This is a genomic window from Sphingobacterium puteale (assembly GCF_050986225.1).
GTDB lineage: Bacteria > Bacteroidota > Bacteroidia > Sphingobacteriales > Sphingobacteriaceae > Sphingobacterium > Sphingobacterium puteale.
This window is the reverse complement of sequence record NZ_CP158959.1, coordinates 4,864,895-4,889,911: the sequence shown is the minus strand read 5'-3', so window position 1 is coordinate 4,889,911 and position 25,017 is coordinate 4,864,895. Positions and strand designations below refer to the sequence as shown.

Sequence of the window (25,017 nt, the reverse complement as noted above, 5' to 3'; positions counted from 1 at the left end):
AAAACCCTAATGAGTAACATTAAATTAACAAGTGGTTTACGTAATGGTAATTCCTTGTTAATGTTAATATAATATTATGCCAATAGCTTTGCAGAAACAAAAAACAAAATAAATTGGAACCACAATTACAACTTAAAAGAATCGCTGCTGCCATTACGTTCGTCGTAGCTGCGTCAACAACAGTTTATGCACAGGGGAGTGGGAAGATTGCAGGTAAAGTTACAAATGTCAAGACAGGAGAGACCATCGCGGGGGTGACGGTAAAGGTTCTTGGTACTTCACGTGTAGGAAGTTCGGATGTAACAGGTAATTACAATATTCCGGCTGTACCCGCAGGAAAGTATACCTTAGAATTTAGCTACTTGGGGTTTGCGACAAAGCAAATTACTGATGTAGAGATTAAAGATAAGGATGTAACGAATTTAGATGTGGTTCTTGACAATTCCGAGGGAAAAGTGTTGGATCAGGTTGTGATCACGGGTACATTTAAAAAAGAATCAATAGGTGCATTGTATGCGCAGCAGAAGAATAGCATTTCTATTTCTGATGGTATTTCAGCCGAAGTGATTAAGAAAACGCCAGATAAAAATACAGGTGAAGTATTAAAGCGTGTCAGTGGTGCAAGTGTTCAGGATAATAAATTTCTTGTAATTCGTGGTTTGAGTGATCGCTATAATTCATCCTTATTAAATAATAGCCCACTACCGAGTACAGAACCAGACCGTAAAGCATTTTCATTTGATATTATTCCTTCTTCTCTAGTTGACAATATTGTTATCAGTAAAACAGCCTCCCCAGATTTACCTGGTGACCTAACGGGGGGAGCTATTAATATCAAAACGAAAGATTTTCCGGATAAAAAGACAGTAGAGTTTAGTGTAGGTCTGGGAGGGAATACACAAACTACATTTAAAGACTTTTATGGAAGCAAAAGAACTGTAGGGAATTATTTTGGATTGAAAAATCCAGATAATAATCTACCTTCAACTTTTCCAAAGAATAAAGAATCATATACAAGTTTACCAGCAAACGATAAAGCCGAGTATACAAAAGACTTTAAAAATACATGGGGTTATAAAAATCTTGGAAAATCGTTGCCTTATCAAAATCTTCAATTTATTTATGGTAACTCATTTCTTCTTGAGAATGGCGGGAAATTGGGGGTGATTGGTTCATTAACTTATCGAAATTCAGAAAGTATATCTAATGAAATACGAAACGACTTTAATGGCACAAGCCAAGGATATAATAATTACTACTCCAAATATAGAGATAACTATTATAGATTTAGTTCTTCGGTAGGAGCATTGGCAAACCTATCTTACATTAATGACAAATTTAAAATATCATTAAAGAATATCTTCAACCAAAGCTTAGAGCAAAATTTTATTTCTCGTGAAGGTGAAATAGTAAATGAGAATTATCGCAAGACTACTATGTTAGAGGTTTTCGAGAAGAGAATGTTTAATAGTGTATTAGATGGGGAATATTTGTTAGCCCCCTCCAAACAGTCAAAATTGACTTGGAACCTATCTTACAGCGGAATTTGGGATAATGAACCTGATTTGAGAAGGTTGAGTTATATTAAATCTGTGGACGAAACCGACCCTAACGTGCCTTTTCAGGCTGCTATCCCAAATGGTTCCCCATCACCAGAACAGGCTGGTAAATTTTATAGTAATCTCGAAGAAAATATTTACAGCGGAGGTGTCAATTGGTCTCGTGGGCTAAATCTATTAGGACTTGAACAATCTGTTAAAGTGGGCGTTCTAAAGCAATACAAAAAACGTAATGTGGATGCTAGAGTGTTGGGGTACGTGAATAAGACAGCCGACTTCAATGAGTCTAGAGAATTACTTGGGCTCCCTCAAGATCAACTTTTCGATAATAATAATATAGCAGGGAATAAATTATTTATAGAAGATATTACCAATCAAACAAATAGCTATGAAGGGACAGGGGATTTAAATGCAGGATATGCTATGATTTCGGGTAATATCTCTGAGAAATTGAAAGCGACTATAGGAGCGAGAGTTGAAAATTATATAGAAAAATTAAATACAGGGTCAATCTCCGTTGATGTAGACAATAATGTAAATAATAACTATACAGATATCTTGCCTTCATTGAATTTAACTTATGAATTGACTCAAAAAACCAATTTGAGGTTTAGCTTTTCTAATACAGTAGCAAGGGCTCAATTTAGGGAACTGGCAGCATTTAGCTTTTTTGATTTTATTACCAATAGCATGAAAATTGGTAATCCAAACTTAAAAAGGACTAAAATTTCTAATATAGATGTTCGTTATGAATTTTATCCTAGTTTAGGTAAGTTGATTTCAGTTTCTGGTTTCTACAAGGACTTAAAGAATCCTATCGAAACGAACGTTCGGTCAGGTTCTACAGCAGCGAGTAGAACAGTGACATTTATTAATGCGCCTAAAGCCTATATTGCTGGAGCTGAAATTGAAATTCGTCATGATTTGGGGATTTTTAATGATGAGTCTGAATTTCTGAAAAAAATAGTCTTCAGTGCCAATGCATCATTAATCAAATCTGAAGTTAATTTTGAAGGCTCTACACTCTTAGCCGAAAATAAAAGACCCCTCTATGGCCAATCACCCTATTTACTTAATCTAGGATTACAATACAGCGGTGCAAATGGTTGGGAGTCTAGTGTGTTTTTTAATAGAGCCGGAAGACGTATTGATGTGGTAGGCTTTGGGAACTATATCAATTCAATATTTGTGGATGAATATCATACGATTTATGAGGCACCACGGAGTTTATTAGATTTTCAACTATCCAAAAAGTTGATTTCTAATAAGGCGGAACTAAAACTTAATGTGGGGAATATTTTAGATTCAAAATCTATTTTTTATCAAGATGTTGATAAAAATGGTAAATATAATGTTAGTGGAGACCAATTAATTAATTCTGTGAAATATGGAAGAAACTTCTCACTGTCATTCGGTTATAAGTTTTAAAGATTAAATAAATATTAGTTAACATTAAGGTTACATTCTGTTGATACCTTTGAAAAAAAAACAAATTATGAAATTAAACATGAATTCAAAATGGTTTGCTTTAGCTCTAGTAGCGGCCTCGATGGGTATTGCGAGCTGCAGTAAGTCTGATAATCCAAACCCTGTTGATCCTAATCCTGGAACTGGAGAAGTAGAGGTGATCGAAGGTAAAATTGCGAGTAATAAAGTTTTAAGTGCTTCAAAAACATATTTGTTAAGAGGTTATGTGCAGGTAATGGATGGTGCAACATTAGAAATTCCAGCAGGTACTATTATTAAAGGTGAGAAATCAACGAATGGGGCATTAATTGTTGAACGTGGTGGGAAATTAAAAGCAAATGGTACTGCTGATAAACCTATCGTGTTTACTTCCGACCAGGCTGACGGCAATAAAGATACAGGTGATTGGTCGGGTATAATCATTTGTGGAAAATCTCAAGTTAATACAGCTGATGGAACATCACAATATGAAGGGGGAGCGCTCGGAGCGACCGTTGCTAACTATGGCGGAGGCTTGTCTCCTATTCTAGATGACAATTCTGGTGAATTAACTTATGCACGTATTGAGTTTGCTGGAATTGCAATTCAAAAAGATAAAGAGATTAATGGGTTGACATTGTGTGGCGTTGGTTCGGGCACGAAGATCCATCATATTCAAGTATCATATGGAGGCGATGATTCGTTCGAATTTTTTGGAGGAACTGTGAATGCATCTCATTTGATTGCATACAGAGGTGTTGATGATGATTTTGATTTCGATCAAGGTTACAGTGGTAAAATTCAATATGGAATTTCTATTAAGGATCCAAACATAGCAGATGCAGCAGGGACATCTAGAGGAATAGAGTTGGAAAATAAAGGAAATGTATTGAATAATCTATATTCTAGACCGGTATTGTCAAACTTTACGTTCATAGGTCCTGGTAAAGAATCTCAAGCTCAGCATGGTGCTGGCATTCACTTTGGTTTGAATAGTAGAATGGTATTGGCTAATTCAATCATTGTTGGTGCAAAAGGAAACGCTGTAGAGTTTAATTCCGATTTTCCTGCAGCAGAATTAAAAGCGGGGCGCTCTATCTTTTCAAATAATATGGTATTTGGTAATACAGCAAATTATGGTTTAAAAGATGTAACATCTTTTGCTTCTGTAGCTGATTTGACAGGATATTTGAACGGATTTGGAGATTTTGCTACTACTTCCGTAGATGGTGCTGGATTTACTAGTACAAGCATTTCAGCTCCAAATCTTCTATTGAAATCTGATTCACCGGCATTAGGTAAAGCAAAATATGAAGGAGACTTGGCTAGCTTAACAAAAGAGACGTTTATCGGTGCAATGGGGACGACAGACTGGACAAAAGGATGGGCTAGTTGGGATCCTAAAAGCAATAAATACTAGAATAAATTATAGTTTAGTAAAATAGAAAAATCCTGCTTTTAGCAGGATTTTTTTTTGTAGCATTTTGTGCCAATATTTCGTTATAGAGTCAAATAATGTAAACTTTAGAATTATGACAAAGACAATCTATTTATTTGCGTGAAGCATATTTCTGTTTTTGGGCTGTAAAAAGTCTGATGACAAAGTTAATCCTGAAGATTCCGGACTAAAAATGGAAATAAAGGGAATTTCTGGCTGGGGTGATGGGGTGAACATCAGCATTGATCAAAATAAGACTGAAATTAAATATCCTAAAGATGGTCTATCAGGATCAAAAAAAGATAAAGTTTATAAAACAAGTGAGGCCACATTAAAACAGCTGTCCAGCTATATCCAATACTTATAAATTAATGGATGTTAAAATTAATGAATGCGCACGTTGTGCGGATGGACTTGATTATGTGATCACAATTAAATCCGAAGGCAGAGAAAATACGGTAACCATTGCAGCATACCGTACAGATGGTCGATATACTGATCTATTAGACTTTATTAATAAGATGTAATAACTACAGCTATGTGGCTATTTTTTGCCGGAAATTTTACCTAGGTTCATAATGATAAACGATCTGATACGATTGATTCTTGAGTTTATCGGACAATTGACCGATCGCTAAACTTTGGGCTTGTGGAGTAGGCTCACATATCGAATAGTATTTGCCATTGTACAAAACTGCGTCACCAATAGGATGTTCAAATTGGACGGCCATTGTGATATGCGTAGGGTAGAGGAGAGTGATCATTGGTAGATTGTAGATCTCCTTAACGAGATAAAAGAACAGCGCTGCACGATCATCGCAGTCACTATATTTATTTAACAAAGTCTGTTCCGCAGATAAACGTTTCTCTGTGCCAAAATTCTCTTCATCGTTTTCGTACAAAAAAGCATAACGTGTAAATCGCATTAAATAATCAACACCTTGTTTTTCGTTCTTGCCCTTTAAATTTTCTTTCAATGCTGGAATAAGCGATTGATAAGTTTCCTTGCTCAATGGAATATTAAAATAGGTTTCGAAATCAACTCCAGGATAGTTTTTAAAAAGATCGCTAATATCATTGTTCAGTTTAACATTAAAATGATAAGCCTTATGACCATCATTGAATGCTATCTGTTTTTCAATATAGTTTGCAGGTATAAAATCTGGAAGCTTGGTGATTTTATAGCTGAAATCGTTGGTGGCTTCCGGTACTTTAATCTTTACGGGTATATAGGCATCTGCTCTTTGAAATAGCTTTCCATAGTCATGGAAATTTAAGCAGGTATATTTTTTACCATCAATTTCAAAGAAAGGAATATCAGAAATATCCTCATTATTTTGGATAAAAAAGATAATCTGATTGTTTCCTACCGCCAGACGTGCGTCATATCCAGATTTACACATTAGAAACCATTTGTATAATGTGTAACGTGCGTAATTTTCCGTTTTTGGCGCTATCTGTTGCGCTGTTCGACGCACGAGCTGATAATATACCCAGTCGTTGAGATGCTGTTTATCTTTGTATTCTAGCAAACTATTTACCAGATCACGATAGTCTCTCTGATCAGCAGTTTGGTAGAACTCCTGTACGAGAGATCCTGTTAAACTGTCATTGAATGGAATATTGAATGATGGTGATACGTTAATGCAAACTTTCCCATCATAGAAATCGAACACATGCTTTTGAGCGCTAACAAGTTGTGGACTGTAGATTAACCAGCATAAAATGGTCAAAAACGCAATATAGTATCCTTTGATGTTCAATTCTTAACAATTTAATAACATTAGTGTAATATAAATTTAACAAATTATAGTTGCTTTTTATAGCGATTATTGAAAAATGTTTTTGGGATTGCAATGGTTGGAAATCTTTAAATAATACATACCATGTACTGCTCATAAATCGAGTATGCTCGCCCTGAACAATGGTTGTATGACGCTATATGCCTTTTCATTTTCCTGATTTTTGGAATGTTATCAAATCAAAGTTAGGGAAGTGGGATACCAAAAAATTGGGCTTTTAAGCACTATTTTTTGGTATTTGTACAGTATTTCTTCGCCTTTTGTCCGTACCGTCTTCGGAATGCCCATATAGATTCTCTACTCATTCTCTACATATTGCCTACATAATCAGTAGGGAAAGAGTAGGTGTTGAGTGGAGAAAAGTAAGGTGATCGGCGAAGAAGGGGCGAAGCATTCCTGAATGAGTTCCGAAAATAGGATGAACAATTTTAGATAATGCTAATCGCACTAACTTACTATGTTCGTTGCTATTTTCCCTGATCTTATTTGCACGCTGACGTACCACTGACCTACTGTTGGCCTACTATTCTCCTATCCCAGTAAACCAAATGTAGGCCAACAGTAGGAAAACTATACGTGAAATACAGTATTACGGCAGGTAATTACTAAAGGAAAATAACTAGTTGGTTGTATCCCAAATACAGCACTATTTTCTTTGTTTGTTTTTTAAATCTGTTTTCCTGTACAAAATTATTGCTAACAAGATGTTACAATATGAAGGTTTCATTTTGTTATTTTTTGTAACATTTTTGTTTTATTTGATTTGTTAATTTTCTTTCTGTTCAAAATGCACTCTTAGCATTAAATTAAAACAATCTTAATGATTTAATAACTAGCTGAATGACGGTTTGTGTGGGCTTGTTGTTAGTTTTGCAGCGTTCTAATCGAAGGTCTTATTACCTGTGATGGCTTATGTTATATATTTCTAATGCTTTCATATTTTATTAAAACAACTTTATTATGTTTCAATTTTGATTTTGTAAATATTTGTTTTGTTTGTTTTTCTAAATTATATTCGATCTAACTTTTAGAACCAATTGTAGATTTACTTAACCGAAGTTATTATGAAATGTAGTCAATTAACATTTTCTTTGTTAATGTTGCTGTTTTCTTCTTCCTGTAAGGAAGATGTTGCGACAAAACAGAGCGAGCATGATCCCAATAAACCGGTCGTGCTTTCTTCTTTCTATCCTGCAGAAGGCGGGGCTAAGGATAAAATCTTATTAGATGGTCAAAATTTTGGATCCGATCCAAATAAGATCAAAGTGTATTTTAATAATGCACGGGCCGCCGTAGTATCCTCGAGCGGAGAACGCATTTATGCCATTGTACCACGCCTCCCTGGCGATGATCCCAAAATCTCGGTTGTCATCGGTAAAGATTCATTGGTTTATGATAAATCATTTACCTATCATATCCAGGCACAAGTTAGCACTGTCACCGGTACGGGGGATAAAAACTTTTTGGCGGGTACCCTTGATCAAGCACATGTCTACGGTAAATACCTAGATATGGACGCGCAAGGCAACCTGTTTATGACCTGGCGTGATGGTGGGTCATTTGGGATAGCGCGTATCAACGAAAAGGAAAATATTGTTACCCCTTTATATTCAGCGGCATCCTCACCGAACCCTTATGCCAATGGAGTGACGGTAGATCGGGTGACTGGTATTATGACGGTTTCACATGAGTCGGTTGCCGAAGTGTTTTTTTCCTTTGATCCAAGGGAAGCTTGGACAATTCGCCAGCGGAATGCACAGTTCTCAGCTGCGGATTATGCGAAGATCGTTCAGGCCGACCGTTATGCCAACTTTGTGACTTTTTGCCCCTACGATGGACATTTATATACACGCTTTCGTGATGGTCATATCGCTAAAATAGATCCGGTGACATATGCTGCGACGATCGTGCACAAAGGGCCTTATGGTTCACAATATGGACAGGCTATTAATCCTGCAAAACCTTGGGAATTGTATATTACGTTGCACTCAAACGCTAGCCCGAACACGTTTGCACAGGGCATTTCTGTATTAGACCTACGTCCTGACCATATCAACGAAGGCTTCAAACGTATCAATGCACCGGGTGGGTCGGGATTTCGTGACGGCCCCGTCAAAGATGCTGTATTCAATTATCCAAAAGATATCAAATTTGATAAGACCGGAAATATGTTTATTGCTGATTACGGTAACCATTGTATCCGCATGTTATCGGCTGATGGAATTGTTTCTACTGTTGCCGGACAACCGACTAAAGCTGGTTATAAAGACGGTGGGCCTGTAGAATCGCAGTTCAACCAACCTTGGGGAGTTGCGGTGAATGATCAGGGTGATATCTATATCGCCGATTGGAACAATGCGCGTATCCGTAAATTAGTTATCGAATAATTAACCTACTTATTATATTATGAAGATTTTTTATTTTTTGTGCATCCTGCCGCTGTGCCTCTGGCTATCACCTGCACTTGCACAACAAGCAGAAGAACAGTTAGCGATTGCCGGAACTGTCGTTGATAGCAAGGGGCAACCTATATCTAAAGTGTCAATCTACGTCAAGGATAAACCGACAGGAGCAACTTCTACAGATGAAAAGGGAAAGTTTACTATTAAAGCTGTGTATGGAGACTGGTTGGTATTTACCAGTGTTGGCTATGATGTTGCCGAGCATTTGGTGGTAGAATCGACCAACAATCTGGAAATAAAAATGCTCGATAAGAGTACGAATATTGATGAGGTCGTCGTAGTTGGTTTGGGCGCAAAACAACGGAAAATTAGTTCTGTAGGTGCCATTACAACAGTTGATGTAAAACAGTTACAAAGTCCCGCGCCTTCTATTGCGAATATGCTGGGCGGTCGTGCAGCAGGCATTATATCCATGCAGACTTCGGGTGAACCGGGATCAAATATCTCTGATTTTTGGGTGCGTGGTATAGGTACATTTGGTGCCAACGCGAAAGCCTTAGTGCTTATTGATGGGCTTGAAGGCGATTTAAATACCATAGACCCTGCAGACGTGGAGAGCTTCTCCATTCTGAAAGATGCTTCAGCAACAGCAGTATATGGTGTGCGGGGTGCAAACGGAGTGGTATTGGTGACCACTAAACGTGGTACCGTAGATCGGATACAGATCACAGGGCGTGCAAATACGACCTTATCCAGACTGAATCGTTTACCGAAATACCTACGTGCTTATGATTATGCCCTATTGGCTAATGAAGCTTCCGTAGTGCGGGGGAGCGAGCCCTTGTTTAATGATACTGAATTAGGTATTATACAACAACATCTAGATCCAGATATGTATCCTGATGTCAGCTGGCAAGACGAGATTCTAAACCGAAGTTTCTGGCGTCAAAGCTACTATGCTTCGGGACGTGGAGGTTCTGAGGTTGCACGATATTTCCTGAGTTTGGGCGGTAATAGCGAAACAGCGGCCTACAAAGTTGATAAGAATAGTATTTACAGTTCTAATGTTGGTTACAATACTTACAATTATCGGCTTAACCTTGATATCAACCTGACAAAAACGACTAAGGTGTTTTTGGGTTCAGATGGATTTTTATCGGTTAAAAAAGAACCGGGTTATGGGAATACGGATGCGATCTGGAAAACACAATCGACACTTACGCCAATTTCCATTCCGCTTCAATATTCCAATGGCTTATTGCCTGGTTTAGGAGCAGGCCAACGTTCATCACCTTATGTGATGATCAATCGTACGGGTAACTATAATAATCAAAACTATAAAGGTAAGGTAACCGTGGCGCTTGATCAAGACTTAAGTAGTCTCCTGGAAGGTCTGAAAATTCGTGGTCAGGGTGCTTATGACATTCAGAGTTATTTTGCCGAACGTAGATGGATGCAACCGGCATTGTATGAGGCAACCGGCCGAAACTTGGACGGTTCGCTAATCATGGTTCAAAAGGTACAGGAAAGTCCGGCTTCCTATCTGAAGACCGTAAGTCAGTACCGAAAATATCATTTTGAGTCTACACTTAATTATGAGAAAAAATTTGGTGAGGATCATCGTACCTCAGCTTTGGTTTATTATTACCTGAGCGATGCTAAAGATACCGATGATGCAACCAGTAATATGACCGCAATACCTGTTCGTTATCAAGGGGTTTCCAGTAGGTTTACCTATGGTTATAAGGATACATACTTATTGGACGCCAATTTTGGATATACAGGTTCTGAAAACTTTCAGCCCGGCCGTCAGTATGGGTTCTTCCCATCGGTGGCAGTGGGATGGGTACCTTCAAGTTACCAATTTGTGAAAGATGCAGCACCTTGGTTAGACTATTTCAAAATCAGGGCATCTTATGGTACCGTAGGTAATGACCGGATTTTAAATGCTGTCCGTTTCCCTTATCTGACGAAAGCGGATATTTACAATAGCGGTGTTTGGGGTGTTGGTGGCATTGAAACAATTTCTGAAACGCGTATCGGGGCGGACAACCTAGCATGGGAACGCTCGATTAAGTCCAATCTAGGAATAGAGGGAAAGCTCTTTAATAACAAAATTGATTTTGTGATTGATTTTTTCCAGGATCAGCGCAACGGTATCTTCCAGCCACGGGTTCAGGTGCCGGATTATGTGGGTGTAATATCCAATCCTTACGCCAATGTGGGGCGTATGAAAAGCTCGGGTGCTGATGGTAATTTGAGCTACACCACCAAACTCAATAGCGATATGACTCTTACTTTGCGGGGTAATTTTACCTATTCAAAGAATGTCGTACAAAATTGGGAACAGGCTTACCTGGAGTATTCTTACTTGGAGTTTAACGGCTATCCTTACGGCTCTATTCGTGGTTATCAATCATTAGGATTATTTAAGGACGAAGACGATATCAAATACAGTCCGACACAAAGCTTTGGAACGGTATTACCTGGTGATATCAAATATAAAGATGTAAATGGTGACGGTATCATCAATACGCTGGATAAAGTTCCATTGACCCATAGCAACTATCCATTGACCATGTATGGTTTCGGAGGAGAGTTTCGTTACAAAAATCTATCTCTAGGAGTGTTATTCAAAGGTACAGGGAAGACGTCCTTTTTCTATGTGGGGCAGCCAATGACATATAAAGATGTTACTGAAAATACCGGTATGGGTTATATGCCGTTTTTTGGCGGTACAGATGGTAACGTCATTACCTTGGCTAATGACCCTGCCAACCGTTGGATCCCAAGAGACTATGCGTTACAGCATGGTATTGATCTATCTTTAGCTGAAAATCCAAATGCTAAATTCCCCCGTTTGCAATACGGAAACAACAGTAACAACAGTCAGCTGTCTTCGTTTTGGATGGATGATGCCCGCTATTTGCGCTTACAGGAGGTTACTTTGAATTATACCCTAAGCCCTAAGTTTTTAAAGAGACTGGGTGTCAGATCTATGGATCTTCAATTTGTTGGGAATAACCTTTATATCTGGGATAATGTTAAGATTTTTGACCCCGAACAAGCGGCCTGGGGAGGGCGTAAATATCCAATTCCGACGACTTACTCGTTACAGGCTTATATTAATTTTTAATAGTATAGAAATAAATGAAGGACATGAAAACGTCAGTAATCATAAAGAGAATAACCAAATTCGTCTTAGCCATACAACTGTTGTTTATGGTGGCATCCTGTAAAGATTATCTAAATATTGATAAATACTTTGATGATGAGTTTAATATTGATTCAGCTTATACAAATACGCGTTATATCGAAGCGTATATGTGGGGGGCGGCAGCACTGTTCCCTGATGAATCCAATACGATCAGATCAAATTATACGCCCGGGCCAATGGCGACAGATGAAGCTATAAATGGCCTTACAGGCACTGGAACTACTAATATTTATTACGGGATGGATTTTGTAACCGGAAATATTACGCCTGATTTTTACGGTGGACTTAATCAATGGGGAAAATACTACAAAATCATTCGTAAAGCTAATAATGTTTTAAAGAACCTCGATGTGCCAAGGGATATGAGCTACGCAGACCGTAACCGTATCGAAGGATATACACGTTTTATTAGAGCTTACGCATACTATAACCTCATTATAGATTTTGGCCCACCGATCTTGCTGGGAGATGAAGTTGTGAATACCAATGAGGATATTGCGTATTATGACCGGCCCCGGGCAACGTATGATGAGGCTATGGAATACATCTGTGGTGAATTTGAAAAGGCTGCAATACAACTTCCCACTGATGTTAGTCTATTGGATTTTGGCAAACCGACAAAAGGAGCAGCATTTGCATTGATCGCCCGTTTGCGCTTGATCCATGCCAGTCCATTGTTTAATGGCGGACCGGTTGCCGCATCCTATTTTGGTAGCTGGATTCGCAAGACCGATGGTACACATTATGTATCACAACAATACGATGAAAAACGTTGGGCAGTAGCCGCTGCCGCTGCTAAGCGTGTCATGGATATGGGCCGGTATAAATTATATACAGTGCCAGCGGACGAAAGAACGCCCACACTTCCGGCTGGCGTAACTTCCGACCCCAACTTTTATGGAAGCTATCCGAATGGGGCGGGTGGTATTGATGCATTTAGATCATATTCTGATGTCTTTACCGGTGAAGCTGTCGCTTCAATCAATCCTGAATACATTTGGGGGCGTAATACAGAATATTTTAGAACGGATTTGAATCAGGGGGCATTTCCGCCAACTTTAGGAGGATGGGGACGTTTCTCGGTGACACAAAAAGTTGTAGATGCCTATCTGATGGATGACGGACGTACCAAAGAAGAAGCACGTGGCGATACGTATTTTGAGGCAGTGGCTGATCTTCCTGCCGGTGGCACTTTTGACGATTTATTTACGGCTCAATCGCGTAATTTTTCGGGTTACCCACTGAATGCAGGGATATTTAAGATGTATGCAAACCGGGAAATGCGTTTTTATGCATCGATAGGTTTCAACGGTGCTGTGTGGCAGGCTTTGTCGAGTACGACGTTGAATACACATACGGCTAAATATTTTTACCAGGAACCTGATGGTCGAGGTGGTGTCTCGGCATCTTCACCTAACTATCCATTAACTGGTTATGTTATTAAGAAATGGGTAAACCCATTTGATGCAATCAGTGGTACGGGGGCCAGAATGATGCCCAAAGCATATCCTATTATCCGTTATGCAGAAATATTGTTATCCTACGCTGAAGCACTAAATAACCTTACTGGAAGCCATACAGTACAGCTTGGTGATAAAACCTATACCGCGAGCCGGGATGAAAGTGAAATAAAAGCTTCTTTTAATTCTGTTCGGTACCGTGCAGGTTTACCAGGATTGTCCTCTGCGCAGCTTGCCAACAAGGCAGAGGTGCAGAAGCAAATAGAACGTGAGCGTATGGTGGAGTTTCTATGGGAAAACAGACGCTTTTACGATGTACGCCGTTGGGGCAAGTACGAAGAAACGGAACGTGAGCCTATTCGCGGTATGAACCCCGATGGTGCGGATCGGGAATCTTTCTACAAGCGAGTTTCACCAGGTACATCGTCATTCCTGACAAGGCAGGTCGATAAAAAGTTGATTTGGGTGCCTATACCTCGTGCCGAAATGCGCAGATTACCATCATTGGATCAGAATCCGGGCTATAATTAGGATTAAGCATTAGAAAAGGAAAATATAACCGTCTTCCATAACCGTTTTGGTTTGTGGAAGACATTAAAATATTAAATTATGAAACGAAGTTTTATCGCTATACTGACATCTTCGATGGCTTTAGTTGCCTGTAAGGACAACGAAGTATTCGAGAAGGAAATGTATAAAAATGAGGTAGCATTAATAAGTTCTGATTATCACAATACGTTTAAAGAAGTGGTTCGCTTGACCGGAGAAGAGGTAATTGGCTATGTAGCGGCATCATCAGGAGGTACACATGCGCCTGATAAAGATCTTGTTATTGCACTGGAAGAGGATTCAGAACCTTTAGTAAAATACAATTTTGCTGTTTATGATAATTCGGAAGATCTGTATGCCAAATTACTTCCCAAAGAGAAGTATGACATCATGGACAAAAAGATTGTGATCAAAGCAGGTGAGCTAACAGGCCGTACCATGGTTAAATTGCGACCAGATGGATTATCTCCGGACTCTACTTATTTTATTGGACTGAAAGCGACAGGCTCATCCGGTGTTGAAATCAATCCTAAGAAAAGCACCATGTTGTACCAGGTTATCATAGAGAATGAATATGCATCACAGGCCAAAAATACCATGTATTCAATGGTGGGGTTTGCCAATGGTTTGTCTACAGCGGCGAATAAACAGCTATTTCCATTAACCAGCAATAGCGTGCGGATGGTCGCCGGCAATGAGACCTTTATATCTAAAGTACCTAATATTGAGAAAAACTGTCTTACCTTGGAGATAGATGATTTTAATAACGTAAAGATAAAGCCTTACAAAGATATTCAGGTCGTACAATTGGACAATGACCCCATGTATCCGAATAAATTCAAAGTGGAAGAAGCATTTGGTATGCGCACAAACGTGTTTCTATTGTCATATCAGTATACAATAGGCAATGTGACGACAATTATGAAGGAACGTGTTGAAATGCAGGCTAAATAAAATTATGGAATTCATGAATACGATTAATTATTACAAATTGGATACGCTTCCAAAATCAATAGTTGTCTTTTGTCTTAGTTTGATAATGATACTAACATCCTGTAAAGACGATCTTGCGGTACATGGTGATTTTGCACTAAAAGATAACCCATCAAAATTGACCGCTGCGGCTAATGGTGTATCTGAAACCTACACTGTTCAGGCGACTGGCAAATGGAAGGTTGAGCCCCTCCGAAAAGAAAACTGGGTTAAAATAGATCCAATGGAGGGGAATGGAAATGGAACATTTACCGTTACCGTTCACAAAAATACCGATCCCGAAGCGCGTGAACTGACTTTGTTTTTTACTTTAGATGGAAAGTTACAAAATAACGTGCTGGAGGTAGAGCAGGCAGGAACCACAGATCAAGGACAGGTGAAAGATCCCTATTTAAAAATAGATGGCATATCCAACCGTTTGGAAGTTCTGGAAGCTGGTATAACTGGGCAGTATATTCTCCGCGCTACGGGAAAATGGAAAGTCGCTTTGGAAGATGAATCTGAATGGGTGAATGTTGCTCCTATGGAAGGTGAGGGCGATACTCCAATAACAATCACAGTAAATAAAAATACCGACATTGAGCGTACAGCAAATCTATTGTTGTTTTTAGACGACGTGAAACAGGCATCTCCGCTAGCTGTATATCAGAAAGGTGTAAAATTGCAGGTAGAGGGCGATGTCGTTCTTAAGGAGGACTTTAACTGGCTGACCTATGGAAGCGAGATCTTTAATGCGACGTCAGGCGAAACCAGGATTGCTTTATGGAGTACTGAAGAGTTGGCCAAAGGCTGGACCAGTACGATCAATACGACGGAAGGTGGCAGTAATTATGCATCGATTTATGCGCGACCGGGTTTTATTAAATTAGGACGTACGAACTACGGCGGCGATCTAATTTCGCCGAAGCTGGCCAATGTACAGCGTACAAAAAATCTGTTGGTTACCTTCAAAGCTGTGCGATATGCCACTGGTGATCATCATCTACTCAATGTTGGTGTCAAAGGACCAGGAACGGTCAGCGTGAGCCAATTTAATGTGATGAACGTTGCAACTCCTAATTCGAATTTAGAATCGTGCAGAGCTGCATGGCAAGCCCCAGAGGCGACCTATTCTTTTGTTGTTACGGGAGCTACTGCGGAGACTCAAATTTGGTTATTGGGTGGCGCTTTTGATCAGCGTGCTGGTAATTGGCCAGCTACCGTTAACCGTATTTTTGTCGACGATATCGTTGTTACAGTAACTAAATAATAAAACTAGCCCATGTATACCTTTTCGTGAAAAGTTACATGGGCTAGTTTGTGCCCTCCCTCGAATAGTTTTTAACCGCTATCACAAACTTAGAGGGCTTTTGTTGTTATTTTATACAAGTCCAAGCCCAAAAACTGGCTCTATAATCTTTTAAGAGAAATTAATACGTTACTTTAGGCTTGCCATTTTCACAGACCACACCTTTAGCCGGTTTTTCATTTTTCTCGCTACAATTTAAGCTTTTGTCCAGTATTCTTTTGGCATTGTCCAAATGATTATATTGTTCTGCCATATTTCCAAACTCAGCAAAGTTTTCTTTGTCCGTATACAATATGGAGATAAATTCACAGTCTTTACGAAAGGTGGCAATGTGCCATTTACTTGGGTCGTTGCAGGGAATGTCATCAAAAAATGTCTGCAATTTGGGGAGCAGATCCGCCAATCGTTGATTGATTTCGGATAATTCCAGATCTCTAGCCGAAGCGACTTTCAGTTTACCGGCGATGCAACGTATCCCAAAATGGGGTGGAAGATAATTAGGGGCTACGCTCGTGTTGTAAATAATTGGTCCTTTATATACTTTCTGTGCTCTCTCTTTAAGATCTGCGGCCTCGGCAAGTAATTTATTATAGGTTTGCTCGAAGCTCGGATGTACGGGTACGTAGGTATAATAAAGTGTGTCAATACGGCATTCCTTCAGATCATTGCAAGAAAGATTTTCAGTAAGTTTTACCGCTTCCTGAATTTTGAGATCCGCCAGTCTAGAAAGCTCATCGTAATTATCTTCTTTTTTGCATCCGGAAAATAGAAAAATACTGAATAAAATGGTGTAAAATAAAGTTATCCTTTGCTTCATAAAATTTGGTTTTAATTATTTTGATAATAATATAACGGTCAATATTAAGGTGACGCTACAAAGATGAGGATAAAATCATTGCAAAAAAAACTCCACGGTGATGCCCTAAGCAATCTGTTAAAGACGCTTCTATAAAAGATGTGCTATCTCAATGGGATAAAGAAGCTGTTTAATAAGCGAATTGCCCCTGAGAATAGAAAATCTGAAAGGAGCCCCGAAGGGGTGAATAAAATTAAAGAAAAATAGGGATGTCCGATCTTTGAAGTGACTCCAGAAAGTTGGACATCCCTATGAATTACTAACTTGTGATTTTTAGGTTTTAGTTTCTCCATTTTCTTTTTTAAAATCCGTATCTTCGTGCAATGGATAATTTTATTGTTTCTGCACGTAAATACCGCCCGATTACCTTTGATTCGGTTGTAGGTCAGCAACACATCACAGGCACCCTAAAGAATGCAATTCACAACAATCAGTTGGCGCAGGCATTTTTATTCTGTGGGCCACGGGGTGTTGGTAAAACTACTTGTGCGCGTATTTTGGCCAAAACAATAAATTGTGAACAGATCTTATCAGGGACTGAGCCCTGTGGCGAATGCGACAGCTGCAAATCCTTTCAAAACGGTAATTCTTTCAGTATACACGAACTTGATGCTGCATCCAACAACTCTGTAGACGATATTCGCAATCTGATCGATCAGGTCCGTATACCGCCGCAGGCCGGAAAGTATAAGATCTATATCATTGATGAGGTGCACATGCTTTCGCAGGCTGCTTTTAATGCCTTTTTGAAGACCTTGGAAGAGCCGCCTTCGTATGCGATTTTTATCTTGGCTACAACAGAGAAACATAAGATTTTACCCACGATCCTTTCGCGCTGTCAGATCTTTGATTTCAACCGTATAAAAGTGGAGGACATGGCAGGTCATCTGGCGAGAATAGCTGATCGTGAAGCGATAGCTTATGACCAAGATGGTTTGCATATCATTGCCCAAAAGGCAGATGGTGGTCTTCGTGACGCCCTGTCCATGTTTGATCAGATCGTCAGCTTCTCCAATAAAAACGTAACCTATCAAGCTGTAATCGATAACCTGAATATTCTGGATTACGATTATTATTTTAAGTTAACGGATTCGATCTTGGCTGAAGATGCTGCACAAACGCTTTTGACATTTAATGAGATTTTGAACCATGGCTTCGACGGAAGTCATTTCATTGCTGGTTTGTCGGCCCATTTCCGTAATCTGCTGGTGGCCCGAGAGCCCGCTACCTTAAAACTATTGGAAGTTAGTGATAGCATACGTCAAAAATATTTACAGCAAGCGCAGAAAGCTTCTTCGGGGCTTCTATTGTCAGCATTGAATATTTCAAATCAGTGTGAAATAAATTACAAGACGAGTAAAAATCAACGCTTGCAGGTAGAGCTCGCTTTGTTGAAAATGTGTCACATCGCAAGTGCCATTAAATTAAGCCAGCTTGGTTCCGTACAGATTCCTTCAGCTGCTGAAGGAGTAAAAAAAAAACTCCCTGAGCCAGTAGTTTCGCAGGTGAAGGAAAGTTCTTCTACGGCAGCATCTTCTGTAAATACAGGACAAAATGCGCCATCAGCACCAGCTTTATCGGCTCACGCGCCCGTCCCCAGCCCGCCAACAACAGTTTCCAATCCCCAGACTTCGACCGTCAAACCCGAAGTAAAAAATGAGGGAGCTTCAAACGTGCCCCCAAAAGTCAAAAAAGGAGGATGGGGATCCTCTGCCTCAGCAATTATTCCATCGCTGCCCGATCTGAACACCATTTATGACAATAATTCTGTTGCCAAAGAGGGGGATGAACCTGAATTAATAAGAGGTACTGAACAGCGTGAGGTAAGCTTCAATCAATTTATAGCCATCTGGAATGCTTATGCCGAGCAATTGAAAGCAGAAAATAAAATCAATCTATATACGATGATGACGGCTACGCAACCTCGCTTGAAGGGCACATTGATCGAGATAGATGTCGAGAATGCTGTACAGATGGATGTATTGCAAAGTGCGAAAGTGGATGTGTTGAATTATCTTCGCGTCAAGCTGCAAAATTTTGCGCTCGATCTACAAGGGGTTATGATGGAATTTACCGTATCCCGTAAACCATACACCTCCCAGGAAAAGTATCAGGCTATGGTGAGCAAAAATCCACTTTTGGATACTTTGCGTAAGGAGTTTAACTTAGGTTTAAGCTAAATCAAAGCTTTAATTCCTGTTAATTTTTGTACCTTTGCAATCTCTTCTATTTGGAAGGTAATATTTAGTTTTTATGATGCAAGGAAATTTTCAGAGACGTGATCGTGATCACGGCGAAAAACGTGAAGTAAATCAGATGGTGTTCGGTATCCGAGCTGTCATCGAAGCGATCGATAGTGGTAAAGAAATTGAATCGTTATTTGTACAACGCGGATTAAGTGGTAGTTTGATTCTGGAACTGAAATCCTTACTGAAAGAGCATAATATTGCTTTTCAACAGGTGCCCATCGAAAAATTGAACCGTATCACTCGGAAAAACCATCAGGGTGTTATTGCGGTGATATCGCCAATTACCTATCAAAATATTGAAGAGCTCCTCCCTCAGATCTACGAAAAAGGTGAAACGCCTTTACTTTTGATGCTAGATGGGGTGACTGATGTCCGTAATCTGGGAGCGATTGCACGTACAGCTGAATGTTCGGGCGTACATGCGATCATCGTACCGAAAAAAGGGTCTGCTGAAGTCAATCCGGATGCAATTAAAACATCAGCTGGAGCGTTGTATAAAATTCCGGTCTGCCGTCATGATAGCCTATCAAAAGTGGGTAAATTTCTGATAGATTCAGGGGTGCAATTGGTTGTTAGTACGGAAAAAACAACATCGAGCATCTATGACGTCGATTATACAGCACCGACCTGCGTCATCATGGGCGCCGAGGATGTCGGTGTATCAAATGATTTAATCCGTATCGCGGATAATCTCGCAAAGATACCGATGTATGGCGAAATAGGCTCTCTTAACGTGTCTGTATCGGCTGCGGTTGTTATTTATGAGGCAATTCGTCAACGCCTGCCCAAGAAGTCATAAGTATAAAATCTATGATATAACATAGCCTCTGTCTTTGACAAAGGCTATTTTTTTGAATACCGATCTTGTTGCGTTTACTCGATGCGTAAACAAAAGCGGGAGCAATTTTATACTGATCTTGCTGATTCTTATTTCAATACACAGACAAAAGCCTGGTCCAGACACTGTCATCTTACATACTTTGTTGTTTGATCCTGAGAAATAGGTTAGTCTTTTTATCTCGTTAAGTATTGTAGATCGTCTCAACCTCCTTCGCATACTTTTGCAGGATGACTTTTCGTTTCATCTTTAAGGTGGGGGTCAATTCACCCGTCTCTATCGTCATTTCATTTGGAATAATCGCAAATTTTTTGATCTGCTCCCAACTGCCAAAATTTTGATTGATACGATCGAGCTCAGATTCAATCTGCCGTTTAACTTCTGGACTGTTTAAGAACTCTATCTTCGAAAGCTCTGTCAAAGCCGGAACAGTCTGTTTGCCCCATTCCAACAGATTGACATAGCTTGGAACAATGAGAGCTGCGGGGAATTTCTGTGACTCACCAATTACCATCACTTGCTCAATAAAAGAAGATTCCGCAATTTTGGACTCAAGCTGTTGTGGGACAATGTATTTTCCGCCGGAAGTCTTGAACATCTCTTTCTTGCGGTCGATTATTTTAAGAAACTTACCGTCCACCCATTGACCGATATCTCCTGTATATAGCCAACCGTCTTTTAAGACCTCAGCAGTGGCTTCTTCATTTTTATAGTAGCCAATCATATTGTTTTCACCTTTGGTGAGGATTTCCCCATCATCGGCAAGTCTGATTTCGATATTGATCAGTGGCAGACCGACAGTACCGATTTTCATTCCTCTTTTAAAGCAGTTCACCGCAATACAGGGACCTGCTTCAGTTAAACCATAGCCTTCATATATCGGTATGCCAGCAGCCATATATAGTCGGATTAATCTTTCCTGTAAGGCTGCGCTCCCGGATGCAATACCCTTGATATCTCCGCCCAAAGCCTCGCGCCATTTCGAAAAGACTAGCTTTCGCGCAATACTTAATTTGACATCGTACCACCAGGATCGGTTGCCTAAGGTATATTGTTCTCCGATACGAAGCGACCAAAAAAATATATTGCGTTTTAATCCGGTCAGTTGATCACCCTTGGCCTTAATTTTTTCATACACTTTTTCAAGCACACGCGGTACAGCAGAGAAAATATGGGGCCGGACTGATTTAAAATCTTCACCAATAGTATCCATCGACTGAGCAAAAAAGATTGTCAATCCCTTATACATATAGACATATTGGAACACACGTTCGTAGGCATGGCAAACCGGGAGAAAGGAAAGGGCCCGGTCGCCACGTTCAACAGGAAAGGAATACTCACTGCTCATAGTATCGGCCAATAGATTACGGTGAGCCAGCATTACTCCCTTCGGATTTCCGGTTGTGCCCGATGTATAGATGATTGAAGCCAGGCTATCGGTATTGACGGCATTTCGAAGTCCCTGAACCTGCTCATCGGTAATGGAAGCGCCGGCAGCTACAAAAAGCTGCCAATCTGGTAAATCCGCTTCTTTATCTAAGGTGAAAATATGCTCCAGAAGCGGGCATGAGTCTTTGATCGAAGTGATTTTAGTGTATAATTTCCTGGAACTTACGATACAAGTTTTGATCTCAGCATGGTTGAATATATACCTGTAATCGGATTCAGAAATATTGGGGTAAATTGCTACAACGACTGCGCCGATCTGCTGGATTGCAAAATCAAGAATATTCCATTCGATACGGTTTTCACTGATTAAAGCAACATTTTCTCCTGCTTGAACACCTAGTACAATCAGACCTTTGGATACCTGATTGACTTGTTCGATAAATTCTGTATTACTTACCGCTACCCAATTTGTTCCTTTTTTGTAGGAAAACATCGGAAAGCCGGGCGCAGTTTCTTGTTGCAGATAGGCTAAGTCAAATAATCGTGTTGCTGTTAGCATGATGGAAATCCCGTTCGTGTAATTAAGCTAATTTACGGATTTTTGAGGATATTAAAGCAGATGGGAAATGGAATAATCGCATTAAGCTGAAGAGAAGAGTAGGGAGGAACTGGTTGTGAATCCGTCGGGGAATTATAAATGAAAAAGACTCTGATCTGCAAAGCCGGGGCTTTCCAGATCAGAGTCTTTATACGCTTATCTAAATACTAAACCTAGTATTTGCTTTTAGATTCTTTACGTTTACCTGAGAAATCACGGAAACCTCCGCCATTGCTGCTGCCACGGTCACGTCTTTCGCCGCTGAATCCGCCTTCACGTCTTCCGCCACGGTCACCGCCACCATATCCGCCCTCACGTCTTCCGCCGCGATCACCACCACGGTATCCGTCGCGTCTTCCGCCACGGTCACCACCACGGCTTCTTCCACGGCCTTCGCTTTTTGCTTCTCCAGATACTTCGATACGTACTTGACGACCGTTGTAATCCACACCTTGGAATCCTTGGAATACTTTCTCTACTTCAGCATCTTGAACTTCAAAGAATGTAAATACACCTTTTAAGTCGATTTTACCGATAGATTTTCCGGAGATGTTCGCGTTGTTGCAGATAAAACCTAACATGTCTCCACGGGAGAATTCATCTACTGAACCTAAGTTCATGAACAAACGGGTATAACCTTTTGAACCTTCACGAGAACGACCATCACGTCTGTCGCCACGATCTTCACGAGAACCTTCGCGGGCTTCGATATTTAGATCCGGAGCGTTTTTATAATAATCCAAGAAACGGTTGAATTCAAGGGATGCAAATCTTTTGATGATATCTTCTTTTGAAAGAGATTCCAGATTTTCCATAATTGCAGGCAAGAATGGACTGATTTGCTCATCATTTACTTCAACGTTTTCAATCTTCTTAACGATAGAGAACAATTGTTTTTCGCATACTTCAGCACCTTGAGGAACTTGTTTTTTCTCAAAAGGTTTACCGATGATCTTTTCAAGATGACGGATTTTGCTGAGCTCTTTTACATTGACCAATGAAAGCGAGATACCAGTTTTACCTGCACGGGCAGTACGACCAGAACGGTGCGTATAGTTTTCTGTTTCATCCGGTAAAGAGAAATTGATCACGTGAGTTACATCACTTACATCAATACCACGAGCAGCTACGTCTGTTGCGATCAATAGTTGTAAACTACGGTCACGGTAACGTTTCATTACTTTGTCGCGTTGTTGTTGGGACAAGTCACCGTGCAACGAGTCTGCATTGTAACCATCTTTGATCAACGCTTCGGCGATGTCCTGTGTCTCGATTTTTGTACGACAAAATACGATACCAAAGATATCAGGGTTTGAATCCACAATACGTTTGAACGCAGCATATTTATCTTTTGCTTTGATCAAATAATAATGGTGTTCGATGTTGGCATTACCGGTATTTTTTGTACCTACAGTAAGCTCAACAGGATCGGTCATATAATTTTTTGCAATACGACGTACCTCGGAAGGCATTGTCGCCGAAAATAACCAAGTTTTTTTCTCGTCAGGAGTTTCTGACAAAATGCTGTTGATGTCTTCTTTGAAGCCCATATTGAGCATCTCATCCGCTTCATCTAATACAACATATTTTACTTTTGAAAAATCAATCGCATTTCTGCCAATGATATCCAACATACGACCAGGGGTCGCTACTACAATTTGCACTCCACGTCTGATTTGACGTAGCTGGTCTGAGATATTTGCACCTCCATATACAGCAACAACATGTACGTTGTCAACGTATTTAGCAAATTTTTCTAAATCTTTTGAGATTTGTAAACATAATTCCCGAGTAGGGCAAAGGATTAATGCCTGTGGGTGTTTTTGAGAAAAGTCTAATTGCTCTAATAATGGAAGACCAAATGCCGCGGTCTTTCCTGTGCCAGTTTGGGCTAATCCGACAAAATCGTCGTTACCAGTCAATAAAACAGGAATGGCTTTTTCCTGAATTTCAGAAGGTTTTTCGAAACCTAATTCTGAGATGGCATTAACAACTTCCTCACGGATTCCCAGTTCTAAAAATGGGTTCATGAAATATTATATACAATAGGCACTATTGCCTAAGGCGTTGCAAAGGTAAGAATAATATTTGAATAATCAAAGAATTTAAATGATTGGTTTTTAATAGGATTGAAGAATTTCAAATTGAGGGGATAAAAACTTTAGTTGAGGTATACCTTTAATGACGGGCTGAAAAGTATTCTTTTGATTGTAAACAATTTTGCTTCCTTGTGCTTTCTTTATTCATTTATTAATAGAAACTTAATATCTCAACCTTATTTTTGGCATTAGTATGGATCAGTTACCAATTATATATCAGCAATGGCTAAGGGCGATTAAAGAGCGAAATGATACGAATGCTTATGCTGAGTTATATCGGTACTGTTGGAAAGATCTTTATCAACATGCTGCCCGCCGTATCATTGACTCGCAGGATGTAGAAGATATTCTTCAGGAACTGTTTGTTCAGTTTTGGGAAAAACGTCATACGATCGATATCCAGATGAATCTTCCTGCCTATCTTAAGGGAATGCTCAAATATAAAATTATAGATTTTTTCAATTCCAATAAAGCAAAAGATAAACTTTTGGATCATTGGAGCAAACATATTTTTGATTACGTACAGCATCATTCGGAAGAACTTGAAACTTACCTCTTGCTAGAAAAGATGCTGGAAGATGAATTGGAAATTATGCCGCATAATATGCGGCAGGTACTCTTGTTGAAGTGGGAGCATCTATCAATTCGTGAGATAGCGCTGCGGATGGGGCTCTCTGAACAAACCGTAAAAAACAACCTCACAGAAGCGTCCAAAAGGCTGAAGAAAGCGATTGTCGGCTATCAAAATGTTCAAAACGGCAGTTTTACTCTCTTACTTATTTTTGTTCTGGATGAGCTCTCCAAGTAGGGATTATGCTTTTAAAGGCGATCGCA

General features: G+C 39.8%; 16 protein-coding genes. 12 read left to right on the top strand and 4 right to left on the bottom strand.

Annotated features, from left to right (window positions below):
- Nucleotides 1–113: 113 nt before the first annotated feature.
- From ABTV71_RS20765 to ABTV71_RS20750, 4 genes are all read left to right on the top strand, one after another.
- On the top strand, nucleotides 114–2,987 hold the full coding sequence (locus ABTV71_RS20765) for a TonB-dependent receptor domain-containing protein (RefSeq protein WP_433900906.1): 2,874 nt from the start codon (nucleotides 114–116) through the stop codon (nucleotides 2,985–2,987).
- Between the two features lie 67 nt (nucleotides 2,988–3,054).
- Nucleotides 3,055–4,425, top strand: a complete 1,371-nt coding sequence (locus tag ABTV71_RS20760; protein ID WP_433900905.1) for a hypothetical protein — start codon at nucleotides 3,055–3,057, stop codon at nucleotides 4,423–4,425.
- A gap of 211 nt (nucleotides 4,426–4,636) precedes the next feature.
- Nucleotides 4,637–4,810, top strand: coding sequence for a hypothetical protein (locus tag ABTV71_RS20755; RefSeq protein WP_433900904.1), 174 nt, complete (start codon nucleotides 4,637–4,639; stop codon nucleotides 4,808–4,810).
- 4 nt (nucleotides 4,811–4,814) lie between these two features.
- Entirely contained in the window at nucleotides 4,815–4,970 is a 156-nt protein-coding gene (locus tag ABTV71_RS20750; protein WP_433900903.1) for a hypothetical protein, read from the top strand.
- Between the two features lie 36 nt (nucleotides 4,971–5,006).
- Here the strand turns inward: ABTV71_RS20750 and ABTV71_RS20745 are convergent, their stop codons facing one another.
- Nucleotides 5,007–6,206, bottom strand: coding sequence for a hypothetical protein (locus ABTV71_RS20745; protein WP_433900902.1), 1,200 nt, complete (start codon nucleotides 6,204–6,206; stop codon nucleotides 5,007–5,009).
- Between the two features lie 1,103 nt (nucleotides 6,207–7,309).
- On the opposite strand from ABTV71_RS20745, the gene ABTV71_RS20740 reads away from it, so the two are divergent.
- From ABTV71_RS20740 to ABTV71_RS20720, 5 genes are all read left to right on the top strand, one after another.
- On the top strand, nucleotides 7,310–8,632 hold the full coding sequence (locus ABTV71_RS20740) for an IPT/TIG domain-containing protein (protein WP_433900901.1): 1,323 nt from the start codon (nucleotides 7,310–7,312) through the stop codon (nucleotides 8,630–8,632).
- Nucleotides 8,633–8,651: 19 nt separating this feature from the next.
- Nucleotides 8,652–11,783 (top strand): SusC/RagA family TonB-linked outer membrane protein, encoded by a 3,132-nt coding sequence (locus tag ABTV71_RS20735; RefSeq protein WP_433900900.1) that lies wholly within the window; start codon nucleotides 8,652–8,654, stop codon nucleotides 11,781–11,783.
- 23 nt (nucleotides 11,784–11,806) lie between these two features.
- Nucleotides 11,807–13,855 carry a RagB/SusD family nutrient uptake outer membrane protein gene (locus tag ABTV71_RS20730; protein ID WP_433900899.1) on the top strand — a complete coding sequence of 683 codons (2,049 nt, stop codon included), beginning with the start codon at nucleotides 11,807–11,809 and terminating at the stop codon, nucleotides 13,853–13,855.
- A gap of 78 nt (nucleotides 13,856–13,933) precedes the next feature.
- Complete coding sequence (locus ABTV71_RS20725; protein ID WP_121122286.1) at nucleotides 13,934–14,827, top strand: DUF1735 domain-containing protein; 894 nt, start codon at nucleotides 13,934–13,936, stop codon at nucleotides 14,825–14,827.
- Between the two features lie 13 nt (nucleotides 14,828–14,840).
- The gene (locus ABTV71_RS20720; RefSeq protein ID WP_433900898.1) at nucleotides 14,841–16,115 is read left to right on the top strand and encodes a BACON domain-containing protein; all 1,275 of its coding nucleotides are present in this window, start codon (nucleotides 14,841–14,843) and stop codon (nucleotides 16,113–16,115) included.
- A gap of 160 nt (nucleotides 16,116–16,275) precedes the next feature.
- On the opposite strand, the gene ABTV71_RS20715 is transcribed toward ABTV71_RS20720, so the two are convergent.
- Complete coding sequence (locus tag ABTV71_RS20715; RefSeq protein ID WP_433900897.1) at nucleotides 16,276–16,971, bottom strand: hypothetical protein; 696 nt, start codon at nucleotides 16,969–16,971, stop codon at nucleotides 16,276–16,278.
- A 362-nt stretch (nucleotides 16,972–17,333) separates the two neighbouring features.
- On the opposite strand from ABTV71_RS20715, the gene ABTV71_RS20710 reads away from it, so the two are divergent.
- Together ABTV71_RS20710 and rlmB are read left to right on the top strand one after the other, a co-directional pair.
- The gene (locus tag ABTV71_RS20710; RefSeq protein WP_433900896.1) at nucleotides 17,334–19,190 is read left to right on the top strand and encodes a DNA polymerase III subunit gamma/tau; all 1,857 of its coding nucleotides are present in this window, start codon (nucleotides 17,334–17,336) and stop codon (nucleotides 19,188–19,190) included.
- Between the two features lie 73 nt (nucleotides 19,191–19,263).
- Entirely contained in the window at nucleotides 19,264–20,058 is a 795-nt protein-coding gene (rlmB, locus tag ABTV71_RS20705) for a 23S rRNA (guanosine(2251)-2'-O)-methyltransferase RlmB (RefSeq protein ID WP_394342584.1), read from the top strand.
- A 223-nt stretch (nucleotides 20,059–20,281) separates the two neighbouring features.
- On the opposite strand, the gene ABTV71_RS20700 is transcribed toward rlmB, so the two are convergent.
- Nucleotides 20,282–22,045, bottom strand: a complete 1,764-nt coding sequence (locus ABTV71_RS20700; RefSeq protein ID WP_433900895.1) for an AMP-dependent synthetase/ligase — start codon at nucleotides 22,043–22,045, stop codon at nucleotides 20,282–20,284.
- Between the two features lie 212 nt (nucleotides 22,046–22,257).
- Nucleotides 22,258–24,114 carry a DEAD/DEAH box helicase gene (locus ABTV71_RS20695; protein ID WP_433900894.1) on the bottom strand — a complete coding sequence of 619 codons (1,857 nt, stop codon included), beginning with the start codon at nucleotides 24,112–24,114 and terminating at the stop codon, nucleotides 22,258–22,260.
- A 262-nt stretch (nucleotides 24,115–24,376) separates the two neighbouring features.
- On the opposite strand from ABTV71_RS20695, the gene ABTV71_RS20690 reads away from it, so the two are divergent.
- Nucleotides 24,377–24,991 (top strand): RNA polymerase sigma factor, encoded by a 615-nt coding sequence (locus ABTV71_RS20690; protein ID WP_433900893.1) that lies wholly within the window; start codon nucleotides 24,377–24,379, stop codon nucleotides 24,989–24,991.
- The last annotated feature ends 26 nt before the right edge of the window (nucleotides 24,992–25,017 follow it).

Coding starts and splice junctions, on each gene's coding strand:
- ABTV71_RS20725 (WP_121122286.1), top strand. CDS start 13,934: ATGAAACGAAGTTTTATCGCTATACTGACATCTTCGATGGCTTTAGTT.
- ABTV71_RS20750 (WP_433900903.1), top strand. CDS start 4,815: ATGGATGTTAAAATTAATGAATGCGCACGTTGTGCGGATGGACTTGAT.
- ABTV71_RS20715 (WP_433900897.1), bottom strand. CDS start 16,971: ATGAAGCAAAGGATAACTTTATTTTACACCATTTTATTCAGTATTTTT.
- ABTV71_RS20730 (WP_433900899.1), top strand. CDS start 11,807: ATGAAAACGTCAGTAATCATAAAGAGAATAACCAAATTCGTCTTAGCC.
- ABTV71_RS20740 (WP_433900901.1), top strand. CDS start 7,310: ATGAAATGTAGTCAATTAACATTTTCTTTGTTAATGTTGCTGTTTTCT.
- ABTV71_RS20690 (WP_433900893.1), top strand. CDS start 24,377: ATGGATCAGTTACCAATTATATATCAGCAATGGCTAAGGGCGATTAAA.
- ABTV71_RS20735 (WP_433900900.1), top strand. CDS start 8,652: ATGAAGATTTTTTATTTTTTGTGCATCCTGCCGCTGTGCCTCTGGCTA.
- ABTV71_RS20710 (WP_433900896.1), top strand. CDS start 17,334: ATGGATAATTTTATTGTTTCTGCACGTAAATACCGCCCGATTACCTTT.
- ABTV71_RS20700 (WP_433900895.1), bottom strand. CDS start 22,045: ATGCTAACAGCAACACGATTATTTGACTTAGCCTATCTGCAACAAGAA.
- ABTV71_RS20755 (WP_433900904.1), top strand. CDS start 4,637: ATGGAAATAAAGGGAATTTCTGGCTGGGGTGATGGGGTGAACATCAGC.
- rlmB (WP_394342584.1), top strand. CDS start 19,264: ATGATGCAAGGAAATTTTCAGAGACGTGATCGTGATCACGGCGAAAAA.
- ABTV71_RS20695 (WP_433900894.1), bottom strand. CDS start 24,114: ATGAACCCATTTTTAGAACTGGGAATCCGTGAGGAAGTTGTTAATGCC.
- ABTV71_RS20760 (WP_433900905.1), top strand. CDS start 3,055: ATGAAATTAAACATGAATTCAAAATGGTTTGCTTTAGCTCTAGTAGCG.
- ABTV71_RS20720 (WP_433900898.1), top strand. CDS start 14,841: ATGAATACGATTAATTATTACAAATTGGATACGCTTCCAAAATCAATA.